Source organism: Streptomyces sp. NPDC096079 (assembly GCF_040303145.1).
GTDB lineage: Bacteria > Actinomycetota > Actinomycetes > Streptomycetales > Streptomycetaceae > Streptomyces.
On record NZ_JBEOST010000020.1, the window covers coordinates 1 to 19,782 of the forward strand.

The 19,782-nt window shown below is 73.8% G+C and carries 19 protein-coding genes; 7 read left to right on the forward strand and 12 right to left on the reverse strand.

Features of this window, described 5'->3' with window-relative positions; genetic code table 11:
- Window positions 1-442 precede the first annotated feature (442 nt).
- Window positions 443-1,252, forward strand: coding sequence for an IclR family transcriptional regulator (locus tag ABTY59_RS29910; protein ID WP_352022189.1), 810 nt, complete (start codon window positions 443-445; stop codon window positions 1,250-1,252).
- Between the two features lie 144 nt (window positions 1,253-1,396).
- Here ABTY59_RS29910 and ABTY59_RS29915 read toward each other — a convergent pair whose 3' ends face one another.
- Entirely contained in the window at window positions 1,397-2,077 is a 681-nt protein-coding gene (locus ABTY59_RS29915) for an ABC transporter ATP-binding protein (RefSeq protein ID WP_352022190.1), read from the reverse strand.
- On the reverse strand, window positions 2,074-3,150 hold the full coding sequence (locus tag ABTY59_RS29920) for an ABC transporter permease (protein ID WP_352022191.1): 1,077 nt from the start codon (window positions 3,148-3,150) through the stop codon (window positions 2,074-2,076). The genes ABTY59_RS29915 and ABTY59_RS29920 overlap by 4 nt, the downstream gene beginning before the upstream one ends.
- A 112-nt stretch (window positions 3,151-3,262) precedes the next feature.
- Between ABTY59_RS29920 and ABTY59_RS29925 the strand changes: the two genes are divergently transcribed.
- Window positions 3,263-4,435 (forward strand): sensor histidine kinase, encoded by a 1,173-nt coding sequence (locus ABTY59_RS29925; RefSeq protein WP_352022192.1) that lies wholly within the window; start codon window positions 3,263-3,265, stop codon window positions 4,433-4,435.
- 3 nt (window positions 4,436-4,438) lie between these two features.
- Complete coding sequence (locus tag ABTY59_RS29930) at window positions 4,439-5,065, forward strand: response regulator (RefSeq protein ID WP_352022193.1); 627 nt, start codon at window positions 4,439-4,441, stop codon at window positions 5,063-5,065.
- Here ABTY59_RS29930 and ABTY59_RS29935 read toward each other — a convergent pair.
- The 8 genes from ABTY59_RS29935 to ABTY59_RS29970 form a co-directional block, all read right to left on the reverse strand.
- A complete protein-coding gene (locus ABTY59_RS29935) occupies window positions 5,055-5,279 on the reverse strand; it encodes a hypothetical protein (RefSeq protein WP_352022194.1) in 225 nt (74 codons plus the stop codon). The two genes, ABTY59_RS29930 and ABTY59_RS29935, sit on opposite strands and share 11 nt — an antisense overlap.
- Window positions 5,280-5,402: 123 nt before the next feature.
- A complete protein-coding gene (locus ABTY59_RS29940; RefSeq protein WP_352022195.1) occupies window positions 5,403-5,846 on the reverse strand; it encodes an amphi-Trp domain-containing protein in 444 nt (147 codons plus the stop codon).
- Entirely contained in the window at window positions 5,843-6,283 is a 441-nt protein-coding gene (locus ABTY59_RS29945) for a DUF7144 family membrane protein (RefSeq protein ID WP_352022196.1), read from the reverse strand. Before ABTY59_RS29945 ends, ABTY59_RS29940 begins: the two co-directional genes overlap by 4 nt.
- A 33-nt stretch (window positions 6,284-6,316) precedes the next feature.
- Entirely contained in the window at window positions 6,317-6,784 is a 468-nt protein-coding gene (locus ABTY59_RS29950) for an SHOCT domain-containing protein (protein WP_352022197.1), read from the reverse strand.
- A gap of 46 nt (window positions 6,785-6,830) precedes the next feature.
- Window positions 6,831-7,028, reverse strand: a complete 198-nt coding sequence (locus tag ABTY59_RS29955; RefSeq protein ID WP_352022198.1) for a DUF8691 family protein — start codon at window positions 7,026-7,028, stop codon at window positions 6,831-6,833.
- Between the two features lie 98 nt (window positions 7,029-7,126).
- Complete coding sequence (locus tag ABTY59_RS29960; protein WP_352022199.1) at window positions 7,127-8,767, reverse strand: MFS transporter; 1,641 nt, start codon at window positions 8,765-8,767, stop codon at window positions 7,127-7,129.
- A gap of 144 nt (window positions 8,768-8,911) precedes the next feature.
- Entirely contained in the window at window positions 8,912-11,578 is a 2,667-nt protein-coding gene (locus ABTY59_RS29965; RefSeq protein ID WP_352022200.1) for a winged helix-turn-helix domain-containing protein, read from the reverse strand.
- 190 nt (window positions 11,579-11,768) lie between these two features.
- The gene (locus ABTY59_RS29970; RefSeq protein WP_352022201.1) at window positions 11,769-12,086 is read right to left on the reverse strand and encodes a DUF5955 family protein; all 318 of its coding nucleotides are present in this window, start codon (window positions 12,084-12,086) and stop codon (window positions 11,769-11,771) included.
- Between the two features lie 195 nt (window positions 12,087-12,281).
- Between ABTY59_RS29970 and ABTY59_RS29975 the strand changes: the two genes are divergently transcribed.
- The 3 genes from ABTY59_RS29975 to ABTY59_RS29985 all read left to right on the forward strand — a co-directional run bounded on the left by ABTY59_RS29975 (window position 12,282) and on the right by ABTY59_RS29985 (window position 16,165).
- Complete coding sequence (locus ABTY59_RS29975; RefSeq protein ID WP_352022202.1) at window positions 12,282-12,896, forward strand: nucleotidyltransferase family protein; 615 nt, start codon at window positions 12,282-12,284, stop codon at window positions 12,894-12,896.
- Between the two features lie 226 nt (window positions 12,897-13,122).
- Entirely contained in the window at window positions 13,123-14,745 is a 1,623-nt protein-coding gene (aceB, locus tag ABTY59_RS29980; protein WP_352022203.1) for a malate synthase A, read from the forward strand.
- Between the two features lie 274 nt (window positions 14,746-15,019).
- Window positions 15,020-16,165, forward strand: coding sequence for a GDSL-type esterase/lipase family protein (locus tag ABTY59_RS29985; RefSeq protein WP_352022204.1), 1,146 nt, complete (start codon window positions 15,020-15,022; stop codon window positions 16,163-16,165).
- Between the two features lie 9 nt (window positions 16,166-16,174).
- Here the strand turns inward: ABTY59_RS29985 and ABTY59_RS29990 are convergent, their stop codons facing one another.
- Window positions 16,175-17,962, reverse strand: coding sequence for a hypothetical protein (locus ABTY59_RS29990; RefSeq protein ID WP_352022205.1), 1,788 nt, complete (start codon window positions 17,960-17,962; stop codon window positions 16,175-16,177).
- A gap of 125 nt (window positions 17,963-18,087) precedes the next feature.
- Window positions 18,088-19,032, reverse strand: a complete 945-nt coding sequence (locus ABTY59_RS29995) for a fibronectin type III domain-containing protein (protein WP_352022206.1) — start codon at window positions 19,030-19,032, stop codon at window positions 18,088-18,090.
- A 160-nt stretch (window positions 19,033-19,192) separates the two neighbouring features.
- Between ABTY59_RS29995 and ABTY59_RS30000 the strand changes: the two genes are divergently transcribed.
- Window positions 19,193-19,771: a hypothetical protein gene (locus ABTY59_RS30000; protein ID WP_352022207.1), complete on the forward strand. Its 579-nt coding sequence runs from the start codon at window positions 19,193-19,195 to the stop codon at window positions 19,769-19,771.
- The last annotated feature ends 11 nt before the right edge of the window (window positions 19,772-19,782 follow it).

The window sequence follows — 19,782 nt, forward strand, 5'->3', positions numbered from 1 at the left end:
CGGCAGCACCGCCACGATCGTCCCGCCCGCGACGGCGATCGACGCCGCACGCGTCCCCTCCGGGGTGATGACACGCGTCGAGCGCAGGACCAGGTTGACGTCCACCCGTACCCCAATCTTCTGGCGATCCGCAGAGGGAGCGAGAAATTCAACGAACTGTTGAAAAGGAGTGTTCACTTCCGGGCGACGGGTCGTCAAGGGCACACTTCCAGCATCGGGCGCTGGTGAACCCTCCTTAGAGGTTTCCACAAAGTGGAATGAAAATTCCGTACAGTAGAACGTATCTCTGCACATGCGGGCCAGACCCGGAGGACTCCGGGCCGCCGTCGACACCGGACAAACACCCCCTGACCGGCGCTGACGCCGGGACCGGGACCGTGTGCCCCGGCGGACGGCCCGGTAGGCTGCTGCCTTGCCCGCCTGCCCCGAAAGGACCGTTGACGTGCCGACGTCCAGCGCCAGCACCACCGACGCCGCCAAGCCCGCCGCCGCGAGCGGTGGCGTCCAGTCCCTCGAGCGCGCCTTCGACCTCCTGGAGCGGATGGCCGACGCCGGGGGCGAGGTCGGGCTGAGCGAGCTCTCCGCCAGCAGCGGACTCCCGCTCCCCACCATCCACCGCCTCATGCGCACCCTCGTGGCCTGCGGCTACGTGCGCCAGCAGCCCAACCGCCGGTACGCGCTCGGCCCCCGGCTCATCCGGCTCGGCGAGTCCGCCTCCCGGCTGCTCGGCACCTGGGCCCGCCCCTACCTGGCGCGGCTCGTCGAGGAGACCGGCGAGACCGCGAACATGGCACTGCTCGACGGCGACGAGATCGTGTACGTCGCGCAGGTGCCGTCCAAGCACTCGATGCGCATGTTCACCGAGGTCGGCCGCCGGGTCCTGCCGCACTCCACCGGCGTCGGCAAGGCGCTCCTCGCGCACACCCCGGCGGAGGAGGTGCGGGCCCTGCTCGCCCGCACCGGCATGCCCGCCGCCACCGAGAAGACGATCACCACCCCGGACGGCTTCCTCGACGCGCTCGTCGCGGTCCGCGAGACGGGGTACGCGGTCGACGACAACGAGCAGGAGATAGGAGTCCGCTGCCTCGCGGTCTCCGTCCCCGACTCCCCCACCGCGGCGGCCATCTCCATCTCGGGCCCGGCGGGCCGGGTCACCGAGGCGGCCACCGAGAAGATCGTCCCGATCCTCCAGGAGGTCGCCCGCGAGCTGTCGGCGGCCCTGGCGAACACCTCGGGCAACGGCCAGGGCTGAGGCCGGGCCCCGGGGCCTGTCGCGAGCCCTGCCCTTCGGGCGGACGACGGGACTTTCCGGACAGGCCCCAGCGGCGGGAACGGCCGGGCGCGCACCACCCGGAGTGGTGCGCGCCCGGCCGTTCCCGTACCCCGCCGTCGGCCCTCAGGCCCGTACCGCCTCCGTCAGGCGGCCGTCCTGGACCGTCACCGTGCGGTCCGTGCGGGCCAGATGCGTGCGGTCGTGGGTGACCAGGACCGTCGCCGTCCCCCGCGCCACCGTCAGGCCGGCCAGGAGGTCCATGACCGCCGCCCCCCGCTCGTGGTCCAGCGCGCTCGTCGGCTCGTCGACCAGGAGCACCGACGGCTCGTTCATCAGCGCCCGCGCGATGTTCACCCGCTGCCGCTGACCGCCCGACAGCTGGTGCGGCCGCCGGTGCGCCCGGTCCGCGAGGCCGACCGCGTCGAGCAGGTCCATGGCCCGGCCCCGGACGGCCTTGGGCGCGCGCCCGGACAGATGGGCCATCACCTGGAGCTGCTCCACGGCGCTCAGCGAGGGCAGCAGGTTCGGCTGCTGGAACACGATCCCGATGTGCTCCCGGCGCAGCTCCGCCTTGGCGGCGGCGGTGAGCGGGCCCGTCTCCGTACCGGCGACGACGACCCGCCCCTCGTCCGGTGTCACCAGGGTGGCGGCGACGGCGAGGAGGCTGGACTTCCCGGAGCCGGACGGGCCGACGACGGCGGTGAGCGTCCCGGCGGGGACGGTGAGGGAGACGGCGTCGAGGGCGGTGAGCCGGCCGTCGCCGTCGGGGTAGGTCAGGGTGACGGAGTCGAGGACGAGGCTCATCGGGCGCTCCCGAGGGCGGTGAGGGGGTCGACGGCGGTGATCCGCCGGATGGACAGGGCGGCGCCGAGGACACCGAGGACGACGATCACGGCGGCGGGCCCGAGGACGGTCAGCGGTTCCAGGACGAAGGGCACGTTCCCGCCGCTGACGAGGGCGCCGATGCCGACCGCGAGCGCCGTGCCGAGCAGGGTGCCGGCGGTGAGCATGAGGACGGCCTGCCCGAGCGCGTCCTTCAGGAGGTACGGGGTGGAGGCGCCGAGCGCCTTGAGGACGGCGACGTCACCGCTGCGCTGGATGGTCCAGACGGTGAAGAAGGCTCCTATGACGAGCGCGGAGATCGCGAAGAGGAAGCCGCGCATCAGCTGCAGCGAGCCGTTCTCGGCCTGGTAGGACCCTATGGCGGTGAGCGCGCCGTCGAGGGTGCGCGCCTCGGTGCCGGTCGCCCTGTCGCCGGCCGCCCAGTCGACGCCGTCGCCGCTCAGCGCGACGACGGTGGCCTGCTCCTGCGGGGTGGTGCCGCTGTGGCCGAGCTTCTGCCAGTCGTCGAGGGAGGTCCACACGACGGGGGTGTGGCTGTACGAGGCGTCGCCGGAGACGGCGGTGACGGTGACCTCCAGCGGGCCGAGGCGGACGCTGTCGCCGGGGCGCACGGCCAGTTCCTCCGCGGCCGACTCGGACAGGACGGCCCTGCCCGCGCCGACCGGCCCGGGGGCGAGGCCGACGTCCGGTTCCGAACCGAAGGCGGAGACGGCCGCGGTGCGCTCCCCGGCCGCCGCGTTGAGGGTGCGGATGCCGAGCGGATCGGCCTCCGTGACTCCGGGCCGCTCCGCCCAGCCGCGCCACTGCTCCTCCGTCACCGTCGAATTGGTGAAGGAGACCGACTGCCCGGACGGCGGCGCCGCGAAGGCCAGCCGGTCGGCGGGCAGACCGGTGATCGCGGAGATGTTCTCTCGCGCGAGTCCGGCGGTCAGCCCGGACAGCAGCCCCACGAGCAGGGTGATCAGCACGATCACCGTGCCCATGAGGGTGAAACGCCCCTTGGCGAATCTCAGGTCTCTCCATGCCACGAACATGCTGACCAGAGTGGTCGGCGAGGGGCCCCGCGGGCATCGCGCCACGGATGGCTCCGCAATCAAACTTTCGGTTGAGTCCGGATTGTCTCCCGCTGTCTACGCTGGTGGGACCATGGATCCCCGCTCCCTCACCCCCGCCCTGCGCGCCCTGCGCCTCTGTCTGCACCTCCTCATGGCGGGCCTGCTCGTCCTGGCGGCGGTAAGGGCGCACGCGGCCGCCGGGACGGTGATGGCGGTGGTGACGGGCGTGGTCTACGCGGCCGGCTCGTACCTGCCGTCCGTGCGGAACTCGCAGCGGGCCGCCGCCGTCTGGCTGGCGGTCCTCGGGGCCTCGTGGCTGGCGCTGCTCTGGCTGACGCCGGAGGCGCTCTGGCTGGCCTTCCCGCTGTACTTCCTCCAGCTGCACCTGCTGCCCACCCGCTGGTCGCTGCCGGCGGTGACGCTGACCGCCGGCGCGGCGATCCTGTCGTACGTGGGTCACGGCGCCGCGCTCAACCCGGGGGTGTTCATCGGGCCGCTGCTCGGCGCGGCGGTCGCGGTGGCCACGGTCCTCGGTTACCAGGCCCTGTACCGGGAGAGCGAGCGACGGCGCCGGCTCATCGAGGAGCTGATCGCGACACGGGCGGAGCTGGCGGCGGCCGAGCGGCACGCGGGGACGCTGGCCGAGCGGGAGCGGCTGGCCCGGGAGATCCACGACACGCTCGCGCAGGGCCTGTCCTCGATCCAGCTCCTGCTGCGGGCGGCCGAGCGGATCCTCCCCGCGGACTCCCCCGCCGCCGGTCACATCGGCCGGGCCCGCGAGGCGGCGCAGGACAACCTCGCGGAGGCACGGCGCTTCGTCCGGGAGCTGGCGCCGCCGGACCTGGAGCACGGCTCCCTCAGGGCGGCCCTGGAGCGGCTGTGCGAGCCCGGCGCCGGGGTGTCCCCGGGAGCGGGGCCGCGGGTGCGGTTCTCGGTGAGCGGCACGCCGGCCGAGCTGCCCACCCCGTACGAGGTGGCGCTGCTGCGGATCGCGCAGTCGGCGCTCGCGAACACGGTGCGGCACGCCTCGGCCTCGCGCGCGGAGATCACCTTGTCGTTCATGGACGCGTCGGTGACCCTGGACGTGGTCGACGACGGCCGCGGCTTCGACCCCGGCTCCGTGCGCCCTTCCTCGGACGGCGGTTTCGGCCTCCCGGCGATGCGCTCGCGGGCGGAGTCCCTGGGCGGCACGTTCACCGTCGAGTCGGCGCCCGGCCAGGGCACCGCCGTGGCCGTCTCCCTCCCCCTCCCCGCTGGAGCCTGAAGCATGACCATCCGACTCCTCCTCGCCGACGACCACCCGGTGGTCCGGGCGGGCCTGCGCGCGGTCCTCGACACCGAGCCGGACTTCGACGTGGTCGCCGAGGCCGCCACGGCCGAGCGGGCCGTGGAGCTCGCCGCCGCCGGGGACGTGGACGTGGTCCTGATGGACCTGCAATTCGGGCGCGGGATGCACGGCTCGGAGGCCACGGCCGCGATCACGGCCGCCCCGGGCGGCCCGAAGGTGCTGGTCCTGACGACGTACGACACGGACGCGGACATCCTGGCGGCGGTGGAGGCGGGCGCCTCGGGCTACCTCCTGAAGGACGCGCCGCCGGAGGAGCTGGCGGCGGCGGTCCGGACGGCGGCGGCCGGGCAGTCGGCGCTCGCGCCCGCGGTGGCGCACCGGCTGATGGACCGGATGCGCACGCCGGCCGAGGCCCTCACCAAGCGCGAGCTGGAGGTGCTCCAGCTGGTGGGCGAGGGCCTGTCGAACCAGCAGATCAGCAAGGCGCTGTTCCTGAGCCAGGCGACGGTGAAGTCCCACCTGGTGCACGTCTTCGCGAAGCTGGGCGTGGACTCGCGCACGGCGGCGGTGGCGGCGGCGACGGCCCGCCGGCTGATCAGGCGGTGAGGCCGTCGGGCCGCTCCTCGGCCGCCGAGGCGGCCCTGGCGCCCATCAGGTCCTGGAGGGTCCGCATGCACGGCAGGCAGTGCCGGTCCGTCGGCACGCCCTCCGTACCGCGGTCGACGGTCTGACCGCAGAGGCTGCTGACCGCCTCCTTGGCGATCACGTGCCAGACCAGAAGTCCGCTGGAGTGGTCGGGCGCGATGTGCATCTCGTACATGGCAGGTTCCCTTCTCCGGGGGTCCGGGTCCCACCCAACTCGTGCCCGGCGGCACCGGCACGGCGACCAGGTCAAGCGGGTGAAACGGAAGCATTCGGACCCCCGGGGGAACCCCCGCCCCCCTCACTTGGGCTTCGGGGCGGTCCGTCGGGACGCGGACGTCGCGGGCTTCCCGGCCCCGGGCCCCTTGACCTCCGCCTTCTTCGTCGCGGGCGTCTTGGCCGGGGGCTTCTTGGGCTCGGGCTTCTTGACGTCCGCCTTCTTTGGCTCGGGCTTCTTCGCCTCAGGCTTCTTGGCCTCCGGCTTCTTCGCCTCAGGGGCGGCGGGGGCCCGGGAGTCGCCGTCCATCCGCCACTTCAGCTCGATCTCCAGCTCGATCTCGCCGTCCTCGACCTCGAACTCCACCTCGGCGCGGAGCATGTCGGGGATCTTCAGGCTCAGCACACCGGGCCCGAACGCGAGCTCGGCGTCCTCGCCCGCCCTGAGCGCGGCGGCGAGCGTCTCGAGCTGCTCGGCGGCCTCGGTACGGGACAACGCGCTCTTCTGCTCGAACTTCAGGTCGCTCACAGCTGCCTCCCGCCGGCGGAGCCGCCCACGTCGTCGCCCCGGTCGACGCACAGCGCCCAGATGATGAACCCGGACATCGCGATCATGATGACGGACCACCAGGGGTAGTACGGCAGCGACAGGAAGTTGGCGATGATGACGAGCGCGGCGATGCCCACTCCGGTGTACCGCGCCCAGGCGGCCGCCGTGAACAGCCCGAAGCTGACGAGCAGGGCGACGATGCCGAGGCAGAGGTGGATCCAGCCCCAGCCGGTCAGGTCGAACCGGAAGACGTAGTTGGGCGTGGTGACGAAGACGTCGTCCTCGGCGATCGCCATGATCCCGCGGAAGATGCCGAGCAGACCCGCGAGGGCGAGCATGACGCCGGCGAACATCCGCAGGCCCCCGGCCCACGCGTGCTTCGCCGATGACGCGGGGGCGCTGTGCGTGCTGGTCATCTCAGTCTCCCCTTTCCTTTCCCGGGACCCGTCTCACGGACGGGGGGTGGTGGTGTCGGCGGGCGTGGACGGACGGTCGTCGCTCAGGACGATCTCCTTGGCCCGGCGGAACTCCTCCTCGGTGATGTCGCCCTTGGTGCGGAGGTCGGAGAGCCGGGCGAGTTCGTCGGCCCGGCTGGGAGCGGCGCCGGCGCCGGTGCCGGCGGTCTGGCGGACGTAGGCGTCGAACGCCTCCTGCTTCTTGACGGCGTGCTCGACCTCCCGGTGGCCCATCTCCTTGCCCCGGGCGATGACGTAGACCAGCACGCCGAGGAAGGGCAGCAGGATGACGAACGCCAGCCATCCGGCCTTGCCCCAGCCACCCATGCTGTGGTCCCGGAAGATGTCGGCGATGATCCGGAAGAGCAGGATGAACCACAGCACCCACAGGAAGAACCACAGCATGGTCCAGAAGGCGCTCAGCAGGGGGTAGTCGTAGGCGAGATACGTCTGTGTGTCCATGTTCCGCTCCGTTCCGGGTCCTTCTCGTTCCGGGCGTCCGCCGCTGTCACTCCGGCAGCCGTCGCAGTTCCACCACGTGGAGTCCGAGCGACTGGATGCGGGCCAGCAGGCCGTACAGATGGGCCTCGTCCACGAGCGGGCCGTACAGCACCGTCTGACCGGAGATCATCGCGTGCTCCAGCTCGGGGAAGGAGGCGATCAGCGTCTCCGACATGAGGCCGTCGACGCGGATCTCGTACTGCATGGCGTGCCCCTCTCGGGGTGGCTTTCACCTGGCCGTTCATGCCCTTGCTCCGATGGTGCGGTGCCGTGTGCCCGTCCGCCTCACCCGTCGCGGGTGAGTCACGGCCCGGTCGGCCCGGGCTCCCCCGGGGCGGAGCCCTCGGCGTCCCGGCCGCGCCCCGTGCGTCCCGTCCCGGCGGGGCCGGGCAGCCCGCGCGTCACCAGGAAACTGGCCACGGTGATGCCCCCGGTCGCGAGGACGGCGGCCTTGAGGCCGTCGAGCTGGGCCGAGGCGTACGAGTCGGTGACGGCCTCCACCTCGTGCGGTGGGAGCCCCGCGTCCTCCGCGGCCGAGCGGACCTGGTCGGTGGGGACGAAGTTGATCCCGGCCTCCAGGGCGACGCTCGTCTGCTGCCGGGCCGCCTCCGAGAGCCGCGGGTCCTGCTCGACCTGGTGCGTGAAGGCCTGGGCGAGCGCGCCGATCAGAAGCGAGCCGATGAGGGCCGTGCCCAGCGCGGATCCCAGGTTCTGGGCGGTGAACTGCAGGCCTCCGACCTCGCTGCGCTCCTCCTCCCCCGCGCTCGACTGGACGACGTTGCCGAGCTGCGAGGCGAGCAGTCCCGTGCCCAGGCCGAGGAGCGCCATGGCCCAGAAGAACTGGGCGTCGTCGAGGTCGTAGTCGAGGGTGGCGACGAGCCAGCCGATGGAGACGAGCAGCACCAGCAGGGCCAGTCGTACGATCCGCCGGGCGCCCGACTTCCGCCCGAGGCGCGCGCCGCCCATGGAGGCGATGAGCATCGTGACGGAGACGGGCAGGAGCCGCAGTCCCGTCTCGAAGGCGTCGAGGCCCTGCACCACCTGCAGGTACAGCGGGATGGTGAAGAACAGCCCGAGCAGGATGAGGTTCTGGCTGAGCAGGCTCATCAGGCCCGAGCTGAGGACCGGTCTGCGGAACAGGGCCAGGTGGACGAGGGGGTCGGCACCGCGCGCCTCGCGCCGTTCCTCCCAGACCCGGAAGAAGAACAGGACCAGGACGCCGGCCCCGATCACGAACAGCGTCGGGGCGAAGCCGAGGACGGTGAAGGGCGGGTTCCGCGGCTGCACCCATCCCCAGCTGCTGCTCTGCAGCACGCCGAGGACCCCGAGGCCCAGCCCGGCCGCCGAGAGCACGGCGCCGAAGACGTCCAGGCCGGGCCGCCGGCCCGCCGCGGGCCGCTTCGGGATCACCTTCTGGAACAGGAGCACGGCCAGCACGACCACGACCTCGCCGGCGAAGACGAGGCGCCAGGTGAGGTACGTCGTCACCCAGCCGCCGAGCAGCGGTCCGACCGCGATGCCCGCCCCGGCCAGGCCGCCGATGACGCCGTACGCGACGGATCGGTCGCGGCCCCGGTACGACTCGGCGACGAGGGCCGCCATCGACGGGAGCACCAGCGCGGCGCCGAGTCCCTCGATGACCGACCAGCCCAGGGCCAGGACCCACAGGGTGGGTGCGACGGAGGTGATGGCCGATCCGACCCCGTAGACCGCCATGCCGATCAGGAAGACGCGGCGACGGCCCAGGATGTCCCCGATCCTGCCTCCGATGATCATGAAGGCGGCCATGACCAGGGCGTACAGGGTGATGACCGCCTGGATCGCGGTCACCTCGGTGTCGAAGTCCTCGACCAGCTGACTGATCGAGACGTTCATGACGGAGGTGTCCAGCACCATCAGGAACTGGGCGGCACCCAGCACGATCAGCGCGTACCAATGTCTCACTGTCGTCACCTCACCCGGCCCTGACCTCCGGAGTCACCGGCGGCGTGGGGTGCGCGCACCCTCGTCGCCATCACACCCGAGACGGACGCCGGGCGCCTCACCCGCTGCGGGTGACGCCCGCGTCCCGGCCTCCGGGACGTCCGGTCACAGCATCCCCAGCTCGCGCGCACGGCGGACCGCGTCGTTGCGCCGGTGCACGGACAGCTTCCGGTAGACGCTCTTGAGGTGGGTCTTCACGGTGTTCACCGACACGCACAGATCGGCCGCGATGTCCTCGGTCGACATGGCCCTGGCGAGCCGCTCCAGGACGTCGTGCTCCCGCTCGCTCAGCTCCTCCGGCGGCGTGTCCGGTCCGGCGGCGCCCGGGTCCTGCCCGTCCGGCTCCCCGGGACCGGGTACGAGCCATCCGGACGCCAGCGCCCGCAGGGCGGGCTCCGCCAGGAACCCGTCGATCCAGGGCCCGGCGGTCCGGAAGGGGCGCCTGAGCTCGTCGCGGCGGGCCTCGGCGAGGGCGGTCGCGAGCTGTCTGCGGACGGTGGCGCGGTCCCCCTCCAGCGCCGCCGCCCGGGCCCGTACCAGCGCGGCCGGTACCGCCACCCCGGGTCCTTGCCGCCTGCGGGACGCGAGATCGTCGAGGAGCCGGAGGGCCGTGTCGGGATCCCCGGCGGCGAGCCGGGCCCGCGCCATGCCGACGGTGCACGGCGGCTGGCCGCCGGCGACCTGCCGGAGCGCCTCGACGGCCCCGTCCGGGCGCCCCTCGGCCAGGTGGGCCTCCGCCGTCACCAGAGCGGCGGTGCCCCGCGCCCAGGGCGAGTCGTCCGAGGCCGGAACGGGCCGTGCCGCGACGGCCAGGGCGTCCTGCGTCCGGCCCCGGGCCAGCAGCACGCCGGCGGCGACGGCGCGCCGGGCCGCCGCCGGCACCGGGTCCACCGGCCGCGGGCCGGGCGCCCCGGCCAGGAGGGCCTCGGCACGGTCCACGTCGTCCCGGCCGAGCGCGACCGCGGCCAGGACCAGCTGCCCGAGTCCGGAGCCCCACGGCTGGGTCAGGCCGTAGCGCTCGGCCTCGGCCGTCATGGCGAAGACCATGCGTTCCGCCTCGCCGGGCCGCCCTTCGAGGTGGTCGACGAGCGCCAGGTGTTCGAGTGCCTCCATCCGCGGGAGCACCGTCGACGCGGTACGGGGACCACGGGCCACGGCGGTGAGGGCGGCCCGGGCCTCGTCGAAGCGTCCGGCCCAGAGCGCGGTCGATCCCGTGTGGGTCAGCAGCAGGGCGTGGAGTTCCGGGTGTCCGTCCAGGAGCCGCGGGGACATCCGGGGCATCAGTTCCCTTGCGGAGCGGGCGGCCCGGTCGGCCAGGCGCGCCGAGCCGGCCAGCCGTCCGGCCAGCGCCTCCAGGAGGGCGCAGCTCAGCCGGGCGGCCGGGGAGTCGCCGCCTTCGGCCGCGAGCTGTTCCTCGGCTCGGCGCAGGTGCTCCAGGCCCCGGCCCAGCTCGGCCCGGGACAGCTCGCCGGCGGCGCGGACGAGGTGCGTGGCCGGGTCGGGCGCGTCCCCTTCCGGACCGGCGAACCAGTCGTCGGGCTCCACCGTGTCCAGGCCGGTGAGGAGCCGCCCGATCTCCATGTCCTCGACGAGGACGTGGGCGATGTAGGTCCAGTCCCGGGCGGCGGCGCCGTGGACCAGCGTCTCGGACAGGGTTCCCGAGCGCCGCAGCCAGTGCGCGGCGCGCCGGTGCAGCTGCTCTTCGAGGCCGGGGGCGCGCCGGCGCAGATGGGCGAGGAGGATCTCGCGGAAGAGGGGATGGAGCCGGTACCAGCCGTGCCCGAAGTCCACGACGAAGGCGTTGGCGCGGTGCAGGGCCGCCAGGATCGTCGCGGCGTCGTTCCGCCCGGTCAGCTCGTCCGCGAGCTCCGGACGGAAGCGGTCCAGCACGCTGATGCGCAGCAGCAGGTCCTGGGTCTCGGGGGTCTGCCGTTCCAGCACCTCGGCCAGCAGGAAGTCGGCGATGGTGCCCCGGCCCGCCTCGAACTCCTTCAGATAGAGCTCGGGGTCCGGGGTCGACCGCGCGGCCAGGGCGCTCAGCCGGAGTCCGGCCGCCCATCCGCCGGTGCGCTCGACCAGTGCCCCGGCCACCGGGGCGGCCAGCGAGAGGCCGTGCCGCTCCAGGAGTTCGACCGCCTCCTCGGTGGTGAAGGCCAGGTCGGCGTCGCGGACCTCGGTCATCTCACCCGCGAGACGGTAGCGGTGCAGCGGGAGGAGGGGTTCGGTACGGCTGACGAGGACGAGGCACAGCCCCGGCCGCGCGTGGCGGAGCACGAACTCCAGCTGACGTGCGACCTCGGGGTCGGTCATCCGCTCGAACTCGTCGATGACCACGACGACGGGCCGGTCGCGCCCGGAGAGTTCGCCGGCGAGCCGGCTCAGGAGCGTGTGGTGCGCGCGGGTCGCGTCGGAGGGGAAGCCGATGGCCGCGGGGACGGGCACACCGCCGGCGTCGAGGGCCTGGAGCAGCTGTGCCCAGAACATGCCGGGGCCCTCGACCGCCGCGTCGAGCGTGAGCCAGGCGACCGGCCGGCCGAGGTGCGCGGCCCAGTCGGCGACCAGGAGGGTCTTGCCGGCCCCCGCGGAGCCGTTGACCAGCGTGAGCGGGGTCCGCAGCGCCTGGTCGAGCTGTTCGACCAGCCGGTCGCGGCGCAGGAACGAACGGGGGCGTTCCGGCAGGGCGAAGCGCGTCCGCAGGAACGGGTCGCCGAGCGGGTCGGCGCCCGCGGGGGCCGGTGCGTCCCGCGGGCCCTCGCGATCCGTGGCCGTCATGTCCTCCACCGCCTTCCGGGCGGGCCCGCAGCGGCGATGCCCTTCCCTCAGGATGGAAGTCTTCTCCATGGATCGGCCACCGCACGGAGTCCTTCGGTACCCCTCCCGGGTACCGAAGGGGTACGGTCTCGCGGGACCTCCGGGCCGAGCCCGCGGCCGTCGGCCCGGGCGCCGCAGCCCGGTCGCCGGGCTACCGTTCGGGCTGCGGCGGCCCGAAGAGCTCGACGGCGCGCCGGACGCCCGCGAGGCCCTCGGCGAGCGCGCTCACGGAGCCGACGGAGCCCGCGACGAGCAGCAGGGAGCGGCGCAGCCGCCGCACCTCGGGGTCGCCGCTGAGCGCCATGGCGTCCAGGGCGGCGAGCTCGTCCTCGGCGATGCCACGGTCGGCGAACTCGACCCGGTGCGCGGCCAGTTCCCGCCGGAGCCGGGACACGGCGGACCGCAGTTCGGCCACCCTGGGGTCCACGCCCTCGCCGGTCACTCGCCTCTGCCCCACGCTTCGCAACATGGTTCTCCCCCCGCACAACACTGTGCGCAGAACTCCGTACGACGAATACTCCGGGCACTCCGAGCCGACCCCCCGGGCGGCGGGCGGGCGCCATGAGTGGGGGTCAGTTAACTCCTTCGCCACCCCGGCGCGCCACCCTTGGCGGCGGGAATTCAGGCGACCGTGTCATTCCGCCTGATGAGGTATGCAGATCCCATGACAGTTGCGGAAGATCGAACCCCCGTCGTCGCCGGCCTCCTGCTCGCCGCCGGGGGCGGGCGCAGGCTCGGGGGGCGGCCCAAGGCGCTGCTCGCGCACCGGGGGCGGCCGCTGGTCGAGCACGCCGTGGGGGTGTTGCGCGCGGCCGGCTGCGAGGTGGTGCACGTGGTGCTCGGCGCGTCGGCGGAGCTCGTACGGGAGTGGGCGGAGCTGCCCGGGTGCGTCCTGGTGGACAACCCGGAGTGGGCCCAGGGCATGGGGTCCTCGCTGCGGGCCGGGCTCGTCTCGCTGGCCGCCGATCCGCGCGGGGTGGACGCGGCGCTGGTCCTGCTGGTCGACCAGCCGGGGATCGGGGCGGAGGCGGTGGCCCGGGTCCGGGCGGCGTACGGCTCGCGGGACGCGCTGGCGGCCGCCTCGTACGACGGGGTGCGCGGCCATCCGGTGCTGTTCGGCGCCGGGCACTGGGCGGGCATCGCGGAGTCGGCGGTGGGCGACCGGGGGGCACGGGACTATCTGGCGGCGCACCGGGATGCGATCACCCCGGTGGACTGTTCGGATGTGGCCGAGCCCTACGACATCGACACGGAGGCGGATCTGTCCCACCTGGAGTGAACGGTCTGGCACCGAGCGCCATGTTCTGTCGATCCGGAGAATCTCGACATCAACAAACCATTGAACTTCCACCATGAGGAAACTAGTATCCACTGTTCAGAAGCGCCTGCTCGTTCAGAAGGCGCTCGCGGCCGTATCTCGGCGCCTGCGGCACTGCGTGCCGTCCCGCGACGCCCGGCGGCCGCCTGGCACCGCCCGTGAAGTCCGCTGAAGGAAGTGACAGTTCATGTCCGCACCAGCGCCGTCCCCCCTGGCCGTCGTCGATGCCGAGCCCCTCCCGCGTCAGGAGGAGGTGCTCACCGAGGCCGCCCTGGCCTTCGTCGCCGAACTGCACCGGCGGTTCACCCCGCGCCGGGACGAGCTCCTCGCCCGCCGAGCGGAGCGTCGCGCCGAGATCGCCCGTACGTCCACCCTGGACTTCCTTCCGGAGACCGCCGCGATCCGCGCCGACGACTCCTGGAAGGTCGCGCCGGCCCCGGCGGCCCTGAACGACCGCCGTGTCGAGATCACCGGCCCGACCGACCGCAAGATGACGATCAACGCGCTCAACTCCGGCGCGCGGGTCTGGCTCGCGGACTTCGAGGACGCCTCCGCGCCGACCTGGGAGAACGTCGTCCTCGGCCAGGTCAACCTGATCGACGCGTACACCCGGAACATCGACTTCACGGACCCGCGGTCGGGCAAGTCGTACGCGCTCAAGCCGGCCGACCAGCTCGCCACGGTCGTCATGCGGCCGCGCGGCTGGCACCTGGAGGAGCGTCACCTCACCTTCGACGGACGCCCGGTGCCCGGCGCGCTCGTCGACTTCGGCCTCTACTTCTTCCACAACGCCCAGCGTCTGATCGACCTCGGCAAGGGCCCGTACTTCTACCTCCCGAAGACCGAGTCGCACCTGGAGGCCCGCCTCTGGAACGACATCTTCGTCTTCGCCCAGGACTACGTCGGCATCCCGCAGGGCACCGTCCGCGCCACGGTCCTCATCGAGACCATCACGGCCGCGTACGAGATGGAGGAGATCCTCTACGAGCTCCGCGACCACGCCGCCGGCCTCAACGCGGGCCGCTGGGACTACCTCTTCTCCATCGTCAAGAACTTCCGTGACGGCGGCGCCGAGTTCGTCCTGCCGGACCGCAACGCGGTCACGATGACGGCCCCGTTCATGCGCGCCTACACCGAACTCCTCGTGCGCACCTGTCACAAGCGCGGCGCGCACGCGATCGGCGGCATGGCGGCGTTCATCCCGTCCCGCAAGGACGCCGAGGTCAACAAGGTCGCCTTCGAGAAGGTCAAGGCCGACAAGGACCGCGAGGCCGGCGACGGCTTCGACGGCTCCTGGGTCGCCCACCCCGACCTGGTCCCGATCGCGATGGCCTCCTTCGACGCGGTCCTCGGCGACAAGCCGAACCAGAAGGACCGCCTCCGCGAGGACGTCTCCGTCGCCCCCGGCGACCTCATCGCCATCGACTCGCTCGACGCGAAGCCGACGTACGACGGCCTGCGCAACGCGGTCCAGGTCGGCGTCCGCTACATCGAGGCCTGGCTGCGCGGCCTCGGCGCCGTCGCCATCTTCAACCTGATGGAGGACGCGGCCACCGCCGAGATCTCCCGCTCGCAGATCTGGCAGTGGATCAACGCCGGGGTCGTCTTCGAGAACGGCGAGACGGCCACCCCCGAGCTGGCCCGCAAGGTCGCCGCCGAGGAGCTGGCCGCGATCCGCGCCGAGATCGGCGAGGAGGCCTTCACCGCCGGCAAGTGGCAGCAGGCCCACGACCTGCTCCTGCACGTCTCGCTCGACGCGGACTACGCCGACTTCCTGACCCTTCCCGCGTACGAGCAGCTGGTCGGCTGACTCGACCCGTACGGCTGATTCGGCTGCCCGCACAGCTTCCGACAGCAACCTGAACAGGGCTCCGCCCCCGGTGTCGCACAGCACCGGGGGCGGAGCCCTGTTCCCGTCCCCGTGCCCCTGACGCCGGTCCCTGTGGCCGCACAGGTGACGTGACGGAACCGAGATATGCAGCTACCTAGCGGTAACAAGTCACGCCGTGCGAGATTCCGCCATGCCACCGGCCGGCGGCTGTCCCCCACGTCACTGCGTCACCGCATACCGCAGGAGCACAGCCATGCCTTCGACCCCCCACCGTGCGCTGCGCGCACTCCTGGCACTGTGTACCGCCGCCGGGCTCGCCTCCGTCGCCGCCCCCGCCGCCCACGCCGCACCCGGCACGGGCCCCACCGCCGTCGTCGCCATGGGCGACAGCTACATCTCCGGCGAGGCCGGCCGCTGGCTGGGCAACAGCCTCACCAACTCCGGCAGCCGCAACGGCACCGACCGCGCCTGGACGGGCAGTTCCTACGACCCCTCCCGGGTGTACGGCACCACCGCGGGCGGCTGCCACCGCTCGGACACCTCCGAGGTGCGCAGCGCCGGCCCGATCGCGAGCTCCCTGGTCAACCTGGCCTGCTCGGGGGCGACGACGAAGAACGTCTTCCGCGCCTCCCAGGGCGGCCAGGCCTACAAGGGCGAGGCCCCGCAGGCCGACCAGCTGGCGGCCGTCGCCGCCGCGAACGACGTCGACATGATCGTCCTGTCCATCGGCGGCAACGACCTCGGCTTCGCCGACATCATCACCACCTGCGCCACCGACTACATCGTCTGGTACTCGTACTGCCACGACGACCAGCAGGCCGAGGTCGACGCGCGGATCGACGGCGTGATGGCCGACGTCGGCCGGTCCGTCGACGAGATCCGGGCCGTCATGACCACCGCCGGATACGCCTCCTCCGACTACCGGATCGTCCTCCAGTCGTACCCCTCCCCCATCCCGCGCGCCGCCGAGAACCGGTACGCGGAGAGCGGCTGGGCCCGCACCAACACCGGCGGCTGCCCCTTCTGGAACGCCGACTCCGACTGGGCCCGCGACTCCCTCGTCCCTCAGCTCGCCGGGCGCCTCAAGGGCGTCGCCACGGCCAAGGGCGTGCAGTTCCTCGACCTGCGGGACGCGCTCCAGGGCCGTGAGGTCTGCGCGAAGGCGAGCAAGCAGGTGACGGCGAGCGTGCCCCCGTCGGCGACGTCGAGCGAGTGGGCGCGCTGGATCGACAGCCAGAGCACCCAGGGCCTGGTCCAGGAGTCCATGCACCCCAACGCCTACGGCCAGCAGGCCCTCGGCCGCTGCCTGGCCCTGATCGCCGCCCGCCCGACGGGCCACCAGAGCTGCCGGAACACGGCGGGGTCGGGGCCGTCGGGGATGTACCTCACGGCCGGCTGACGGCAATCGTCACGGGAGCGTGATGCCGAGCGGGCGCAGCACCCGCTCGGTCTCGTGCCGGTCCGCCGCGGCCATCGCGCGGACCAGCGCGGCGGACCCGCCGGGCCAGTCGGCGGCCGCCGCGTCGAAGGCGGCGCGCCGGGACTCCAGGGGCCCCTGCTTCGCCGGCAGCGCGTCGAGGACGCTCAGGGCCCGGGCCGAGGTCCGCACCTGGATCGGGTCGGCCGGCTCGTCCCGGTCCCGCAGGGCCGCCAGGGCGTACGCGCCGACGACCGGGTCGCGGAGCGCGCCGCGCAGGGCGTCGGGCGGGGCGCTCGCCGTGTCCAGGACGGCGAACAGCCCGCGGGTGGCGGCCGCCTCGGAGGTCCCGGCGTGGACGGTGCCCAGGGCGGCGAGCAGCCGGGACCATGCGTCGGCGGTGTCCCCGCGCGCGTGGAGCCAGTCGGCGAGCACGCGCGCGGCGACGGACGCGGACCAGCCCCCGGCGGCGGCGACCACGTCCGGCGCGGTCCACGCGGCGGCCTCGGCCGCGTCGGGCGCCGCGACCCCGCGGACGCCGAGCAGATAGCGGACGGCGCCCGCGCCGCGCGGGGTCAGTCCGAAGGCGTCGCCCGCGCGGAAGACGAGGCCGGTGGCGGCGAGGCGGTCGAGGGCGGCGGCGAGGTCGCGGGCCGGCGCTTCGAGCCGGACGCGGTCCGCCTCGTTCAGGTCCGCCGTCCCCAGGAGGCGTACGAGTTCGGGCAGGGGCGGGGTGGCGTACGGCTCGGATGCCGCGTCCGGGACGGCCACGGGCAGGTCCTCCAGGGCCGGGTCGACGGACCAGTCCTCGTACTCGGCGGCCTTGCGGGCGACGGAGTCGGCGGAGCAGCCGCGCTGGTAGATCGCGTAGAGCAGGTGCGGCGCCTCGCCGCCGTAGGGCTCGAACTCCTCCTCGGCGAGCTCCTCGACGGCGGCGATGAGCGTGTCGGCGTCCTCCTCGACGGGCCCCGCCTCGATCGCGGGCGGAGGGGGTACGGGGGCGGCGGGGTCCCCGTAGTAGTCGAGGTGCTCGTCGAGGAGCGCGTCGGCGAGGACGAGGTGGGGGAAGGCGTCGGGTCCCGGTGCGAACCGTGCGTACGGCCCGGCGAGCTGTTCGGCGAGCCCGGCGGCGGTCCAGCGGTCCAGGAGCGCGGCGGCGAGCTGTCCGATGCCGGTCGCGACGGCGTGGTCGGTGAGCAGCGGCCCGGAGGGCGGGGGCGCCTCGGTGTCCCGGACGTACGCGCGCGTGAGCGCCTCGGAGAGCAGGACGTCGGCGAGGGCCGTGCGCCCCATCAGATGGGCGCGGCGCACCCCGTCGGGGAGCGGCGCGCCGTCGAGGGCGGCGAGCCGGCGCCGTACGTCCTCGGGGTCGGCGAGGTCGGCACCGCAGGTCCGCAGGAGCGAGGCGTACCAGCGGTGCCAGGTCAGGTTGCCGGGGTCGTTCATGGCGCGCTCGAAGTCGGGCGCGGACTCGGCGAGGACGCCGGCGATCCGCTCGCTCCGGCCGCCGTCGAAGCGGGCGGCGAGCGCGCCGAGGACGGCCGGGTAGGCGGCGAGCTCTCCGGGCGGTGCGTAGACGAAGGTCGGCAGGTCCTCCACGAGGAGCTGGCGCACGAGCGCCGGCGTGGGTTCGGGCATCCCGGTCGCGCGGTCGGCGCCGCGGAGGGCGAGCAGTCCCAGGACCGCTTCGGCGGCCCGCGCGAACGCGGGGTCACGATGCTCGGGCGCTCCGTCGAGGAAGCCGTCGAGCCCGGTGTTGGTGAGAACGGTCCCGGCCACGCTTCCCAGGGTAGTTCCGGGAGCACGCTTCCGGCGTGCAGGGCCGGGGGTCCAGGAGTGTCGGCGCGGGCCGGGCGGGGCGGGTCGGGGCGGCGTCCGGGGGTTGCGGTGGGCCGGACGGGAGTTCAGCGGACGACCACCGTCCTCGGTGCCGAGAAGTCGCCCCAGGTGCCGTCCGGGAGCTGGGCGCGGAGGGTGACGGTGTAGCGGGTGCCCGGGGGGTCCTGGACCGGGAAGGTGTAGGTGGCGCGGCCGGGGGGCGGGGTGGTGCCCCAGATGATGGTGGTGGTGAAGCGGCCGTTGAGGTGGAGTTCGTGGTGGGTGACCGGGGCGCCGGTCCTCGGCGGGGTCCAGGTGAGGGTGATCTCGCCCTGGCCGGCCGTGGCGGTGAGGTCGCGGGGGGCGGTGTTCGGCGGGGCGCCGGGGGACGGGGCGGTGGTGAGGTCGGCCGGGGTGCTGTCCGGGGAGGAGTTCTCGGCCGCGTCGCGGGCGCGGACCGTGAAGGCGTAGGCGGTGCCGGGGCGCAGCCCGGTGAGGCGGGCGGTGGTGGCGGTGCCGGGGACGGTGTGGACGCGGGCGTCGGCCTGGTAGACGTCGTAGGCGGTGACCCGGGTGTCGTCGCGGGCCGGGGACCAGCGGAGGGTGGCGGCGCGGCTGCCGTCGGCGGTGACCCGGAGGCCGGTCGGCGCGGTGGGGGGCGTGCGGTCCTCCGCGGCTGCGGGGAGGGTGGTCGCGGTGACGGTGGCGCTGGGGGGCGAGACGTTGCCCGCGGCGTCGCGGGCGCGGACGGTGAAGCGGTGGCGGGTGGCGGGGGTGAGGCCGACGACGTCGGTCATGAGGGTGGTGGCGGGGACGGCCTTGACCTCGCGGCCCTCGCGGTAGACGGCGTAGCCGGTGACGGCGCGGTCGTCGGCGGCGGCGCTCCACATGACGTGGACGGTGCTCGCGCTGCCGGCGGTGGCGGTGACTCCGGTGGGGGTGGTGGGCGCCGCGGTGTCCTTCGGCGCGGGGTCAGCGGCGCCTTCGCAGGCGGTGAGGGTGAGCGCCGTCGCGAGTGCGAGTGCGGTCAACAGGCTTGCGGCGAGCGGGCGTTGCACGGGCCGGCCTCCGTCCGTCGAAAAGGTCCAGACCTATATCGCACAGGGGGTGCGGGGCCGACAAGGGGGGCGTTGTCAGTGGGGTGCGCTTCACTGGAATCGTCACGCTCCGTAGTCGACCCAGGGGGGAATCATGACGGACCGTACGACCTATGTGGCGCTGGCCGGGATGCGCCGGCGCGGCTGGACCGACGCGATGGTGCGGGACCTGCTCGGCACGCCGGACGTGCAGGGCCGCGATCCGCGCCGCTGGTCCCTCGCCCCGATGCGGCTCTACCTCCTGGCCCGGGTGGAGACGCTGGAGCGGACGCCCGAGTTCACCGAGGCGGCGGCGCTCTGCCGGACACGGGGCGCGGGCGCGGGCGTCCACGCCGAGCGGAGGCGGGCCGCCGTCCTGGCCGCCGTCCGCGCGGAACCGATCGAGGTGCCGCTGCTGCCCGGTCCGGAGCTGGAGCGGCGGGCCGTACGGCACCGGCATCTGCTGGGGGCGCGGAGTCCCGGACCGAACCCCGCCGGATCGCTGCTGCGCTGGCAGGTGAGCTATCTGCGGCACGCCCTCGCGCGGTACGAGTGGCTGCTCGACGGGCTGTACGGGGAGACCGGCCGGGGCGAGGCCGAGCGGCTGCTGAGGCGGCGGTTGTACGAGGCGATCGCCGCCGCGTACCCGCGGCTGGCCCCGGAGTGCCGGCGGCGGATCGAGGTGGAGCGGTGAGGCGCCCGCCG

Coding starts and splice junctions, on each gene's coding strand:
- ABTY59_RS29985 (WP_352022204.1), top strand. CDS start 15,020: ATGCCTTCGACCCCCCACCGTGCGCTGCGCGCACTCCTGGCACTGTGT.
- ABTY59_RS30000 (WP_352022207.1), top strand. CDS start 19,193: ATGACGGACCGTACGACCTATGTGGCGCTGGCCGGGATGCGCCGGCGC.
- ABTY59_RS29950 (WP_352022197.1), bottom strand. CDS start 6,784: ATGGACACACAGACGTATCTCGCCTACGACTACCCCCTGCTGAGCGCC.
- ABTY59_RS29955 (WP_352022198.1), bottom strand. CDS start 7,028: ATGCAGTACGAGATCCGCGTCGACGGCCTCATGTCGGAGACGCTGATC.
- ABTY59_RS29915 (WP_352022190.1), bottom strand. CDS start 2,077: ATGAGCCTCGTCCTCGACTCCGTCACCCTGACCTACCCCGACGGCGAC.
- ABTY59_RS29975 (WP_352022202.1), top strand. CDS start 12,282: ATGACAGTTGCGGAAGATCGAACCCCCGTCGTCGCCGGCCTCCTGCTC.
- ABTY59_RS29945 (WP_352022196.1), bottom strand. CDS start 6,283: ATGACCAGCACGCACAGCGCCCCCGCGTCATCGGCGAAGCACGCGTGG.
- ABTY59_RS29970 (WP_352022201.1), bottom strand. CDS start 12,086: ATGTTGCGAAGCGTGGGGCAGAGGCGAGTGACCGGCGAGGGCGTGGAC.
- ABTY59_RS29930 (WP_352022193.1), top strand. CDS start 4,439: ATGACCATCCGACTCCTCCTCGCCGACGACCACCCGGTGGTCCGGGCG.
- ABTY59_RS29935 (WP_352022194.1), bottom strand. CDS start 5,279: ATGTACGAGATGCACATCGCGCCCGACCACTCCAGCGGACTTCTGGTC.
- ABTY59_RS29965 (WP_352022200.1), bottom strand. CDS start 11,578: ATGACGGCCACGGATCGCGAGGGCCCGCGGGACGCACCGGCCCCCGCG.
- aceB (WP_352022203.1), top strand. CDS start 13,123: ATGTCCGCACCAGCGCCGTCCCCCCTGGCCGTCGTCGATGCCGAGCCC.
- ABTY59_RS29920 (WP_352022191.1), bottom strand. CDS start 3,150: ATGTTCGTGGCATGGAGAGACCTGAGATTCGCCAAGGGGCGTTTCACC.
- ABTY59_RS29925 (WP_352022192.1), top strand. CDS start 3,263: ATGGATCCCCGCTCCCTCACCCCCGCCCTGCGCGCCCTGCGCCTCTGT.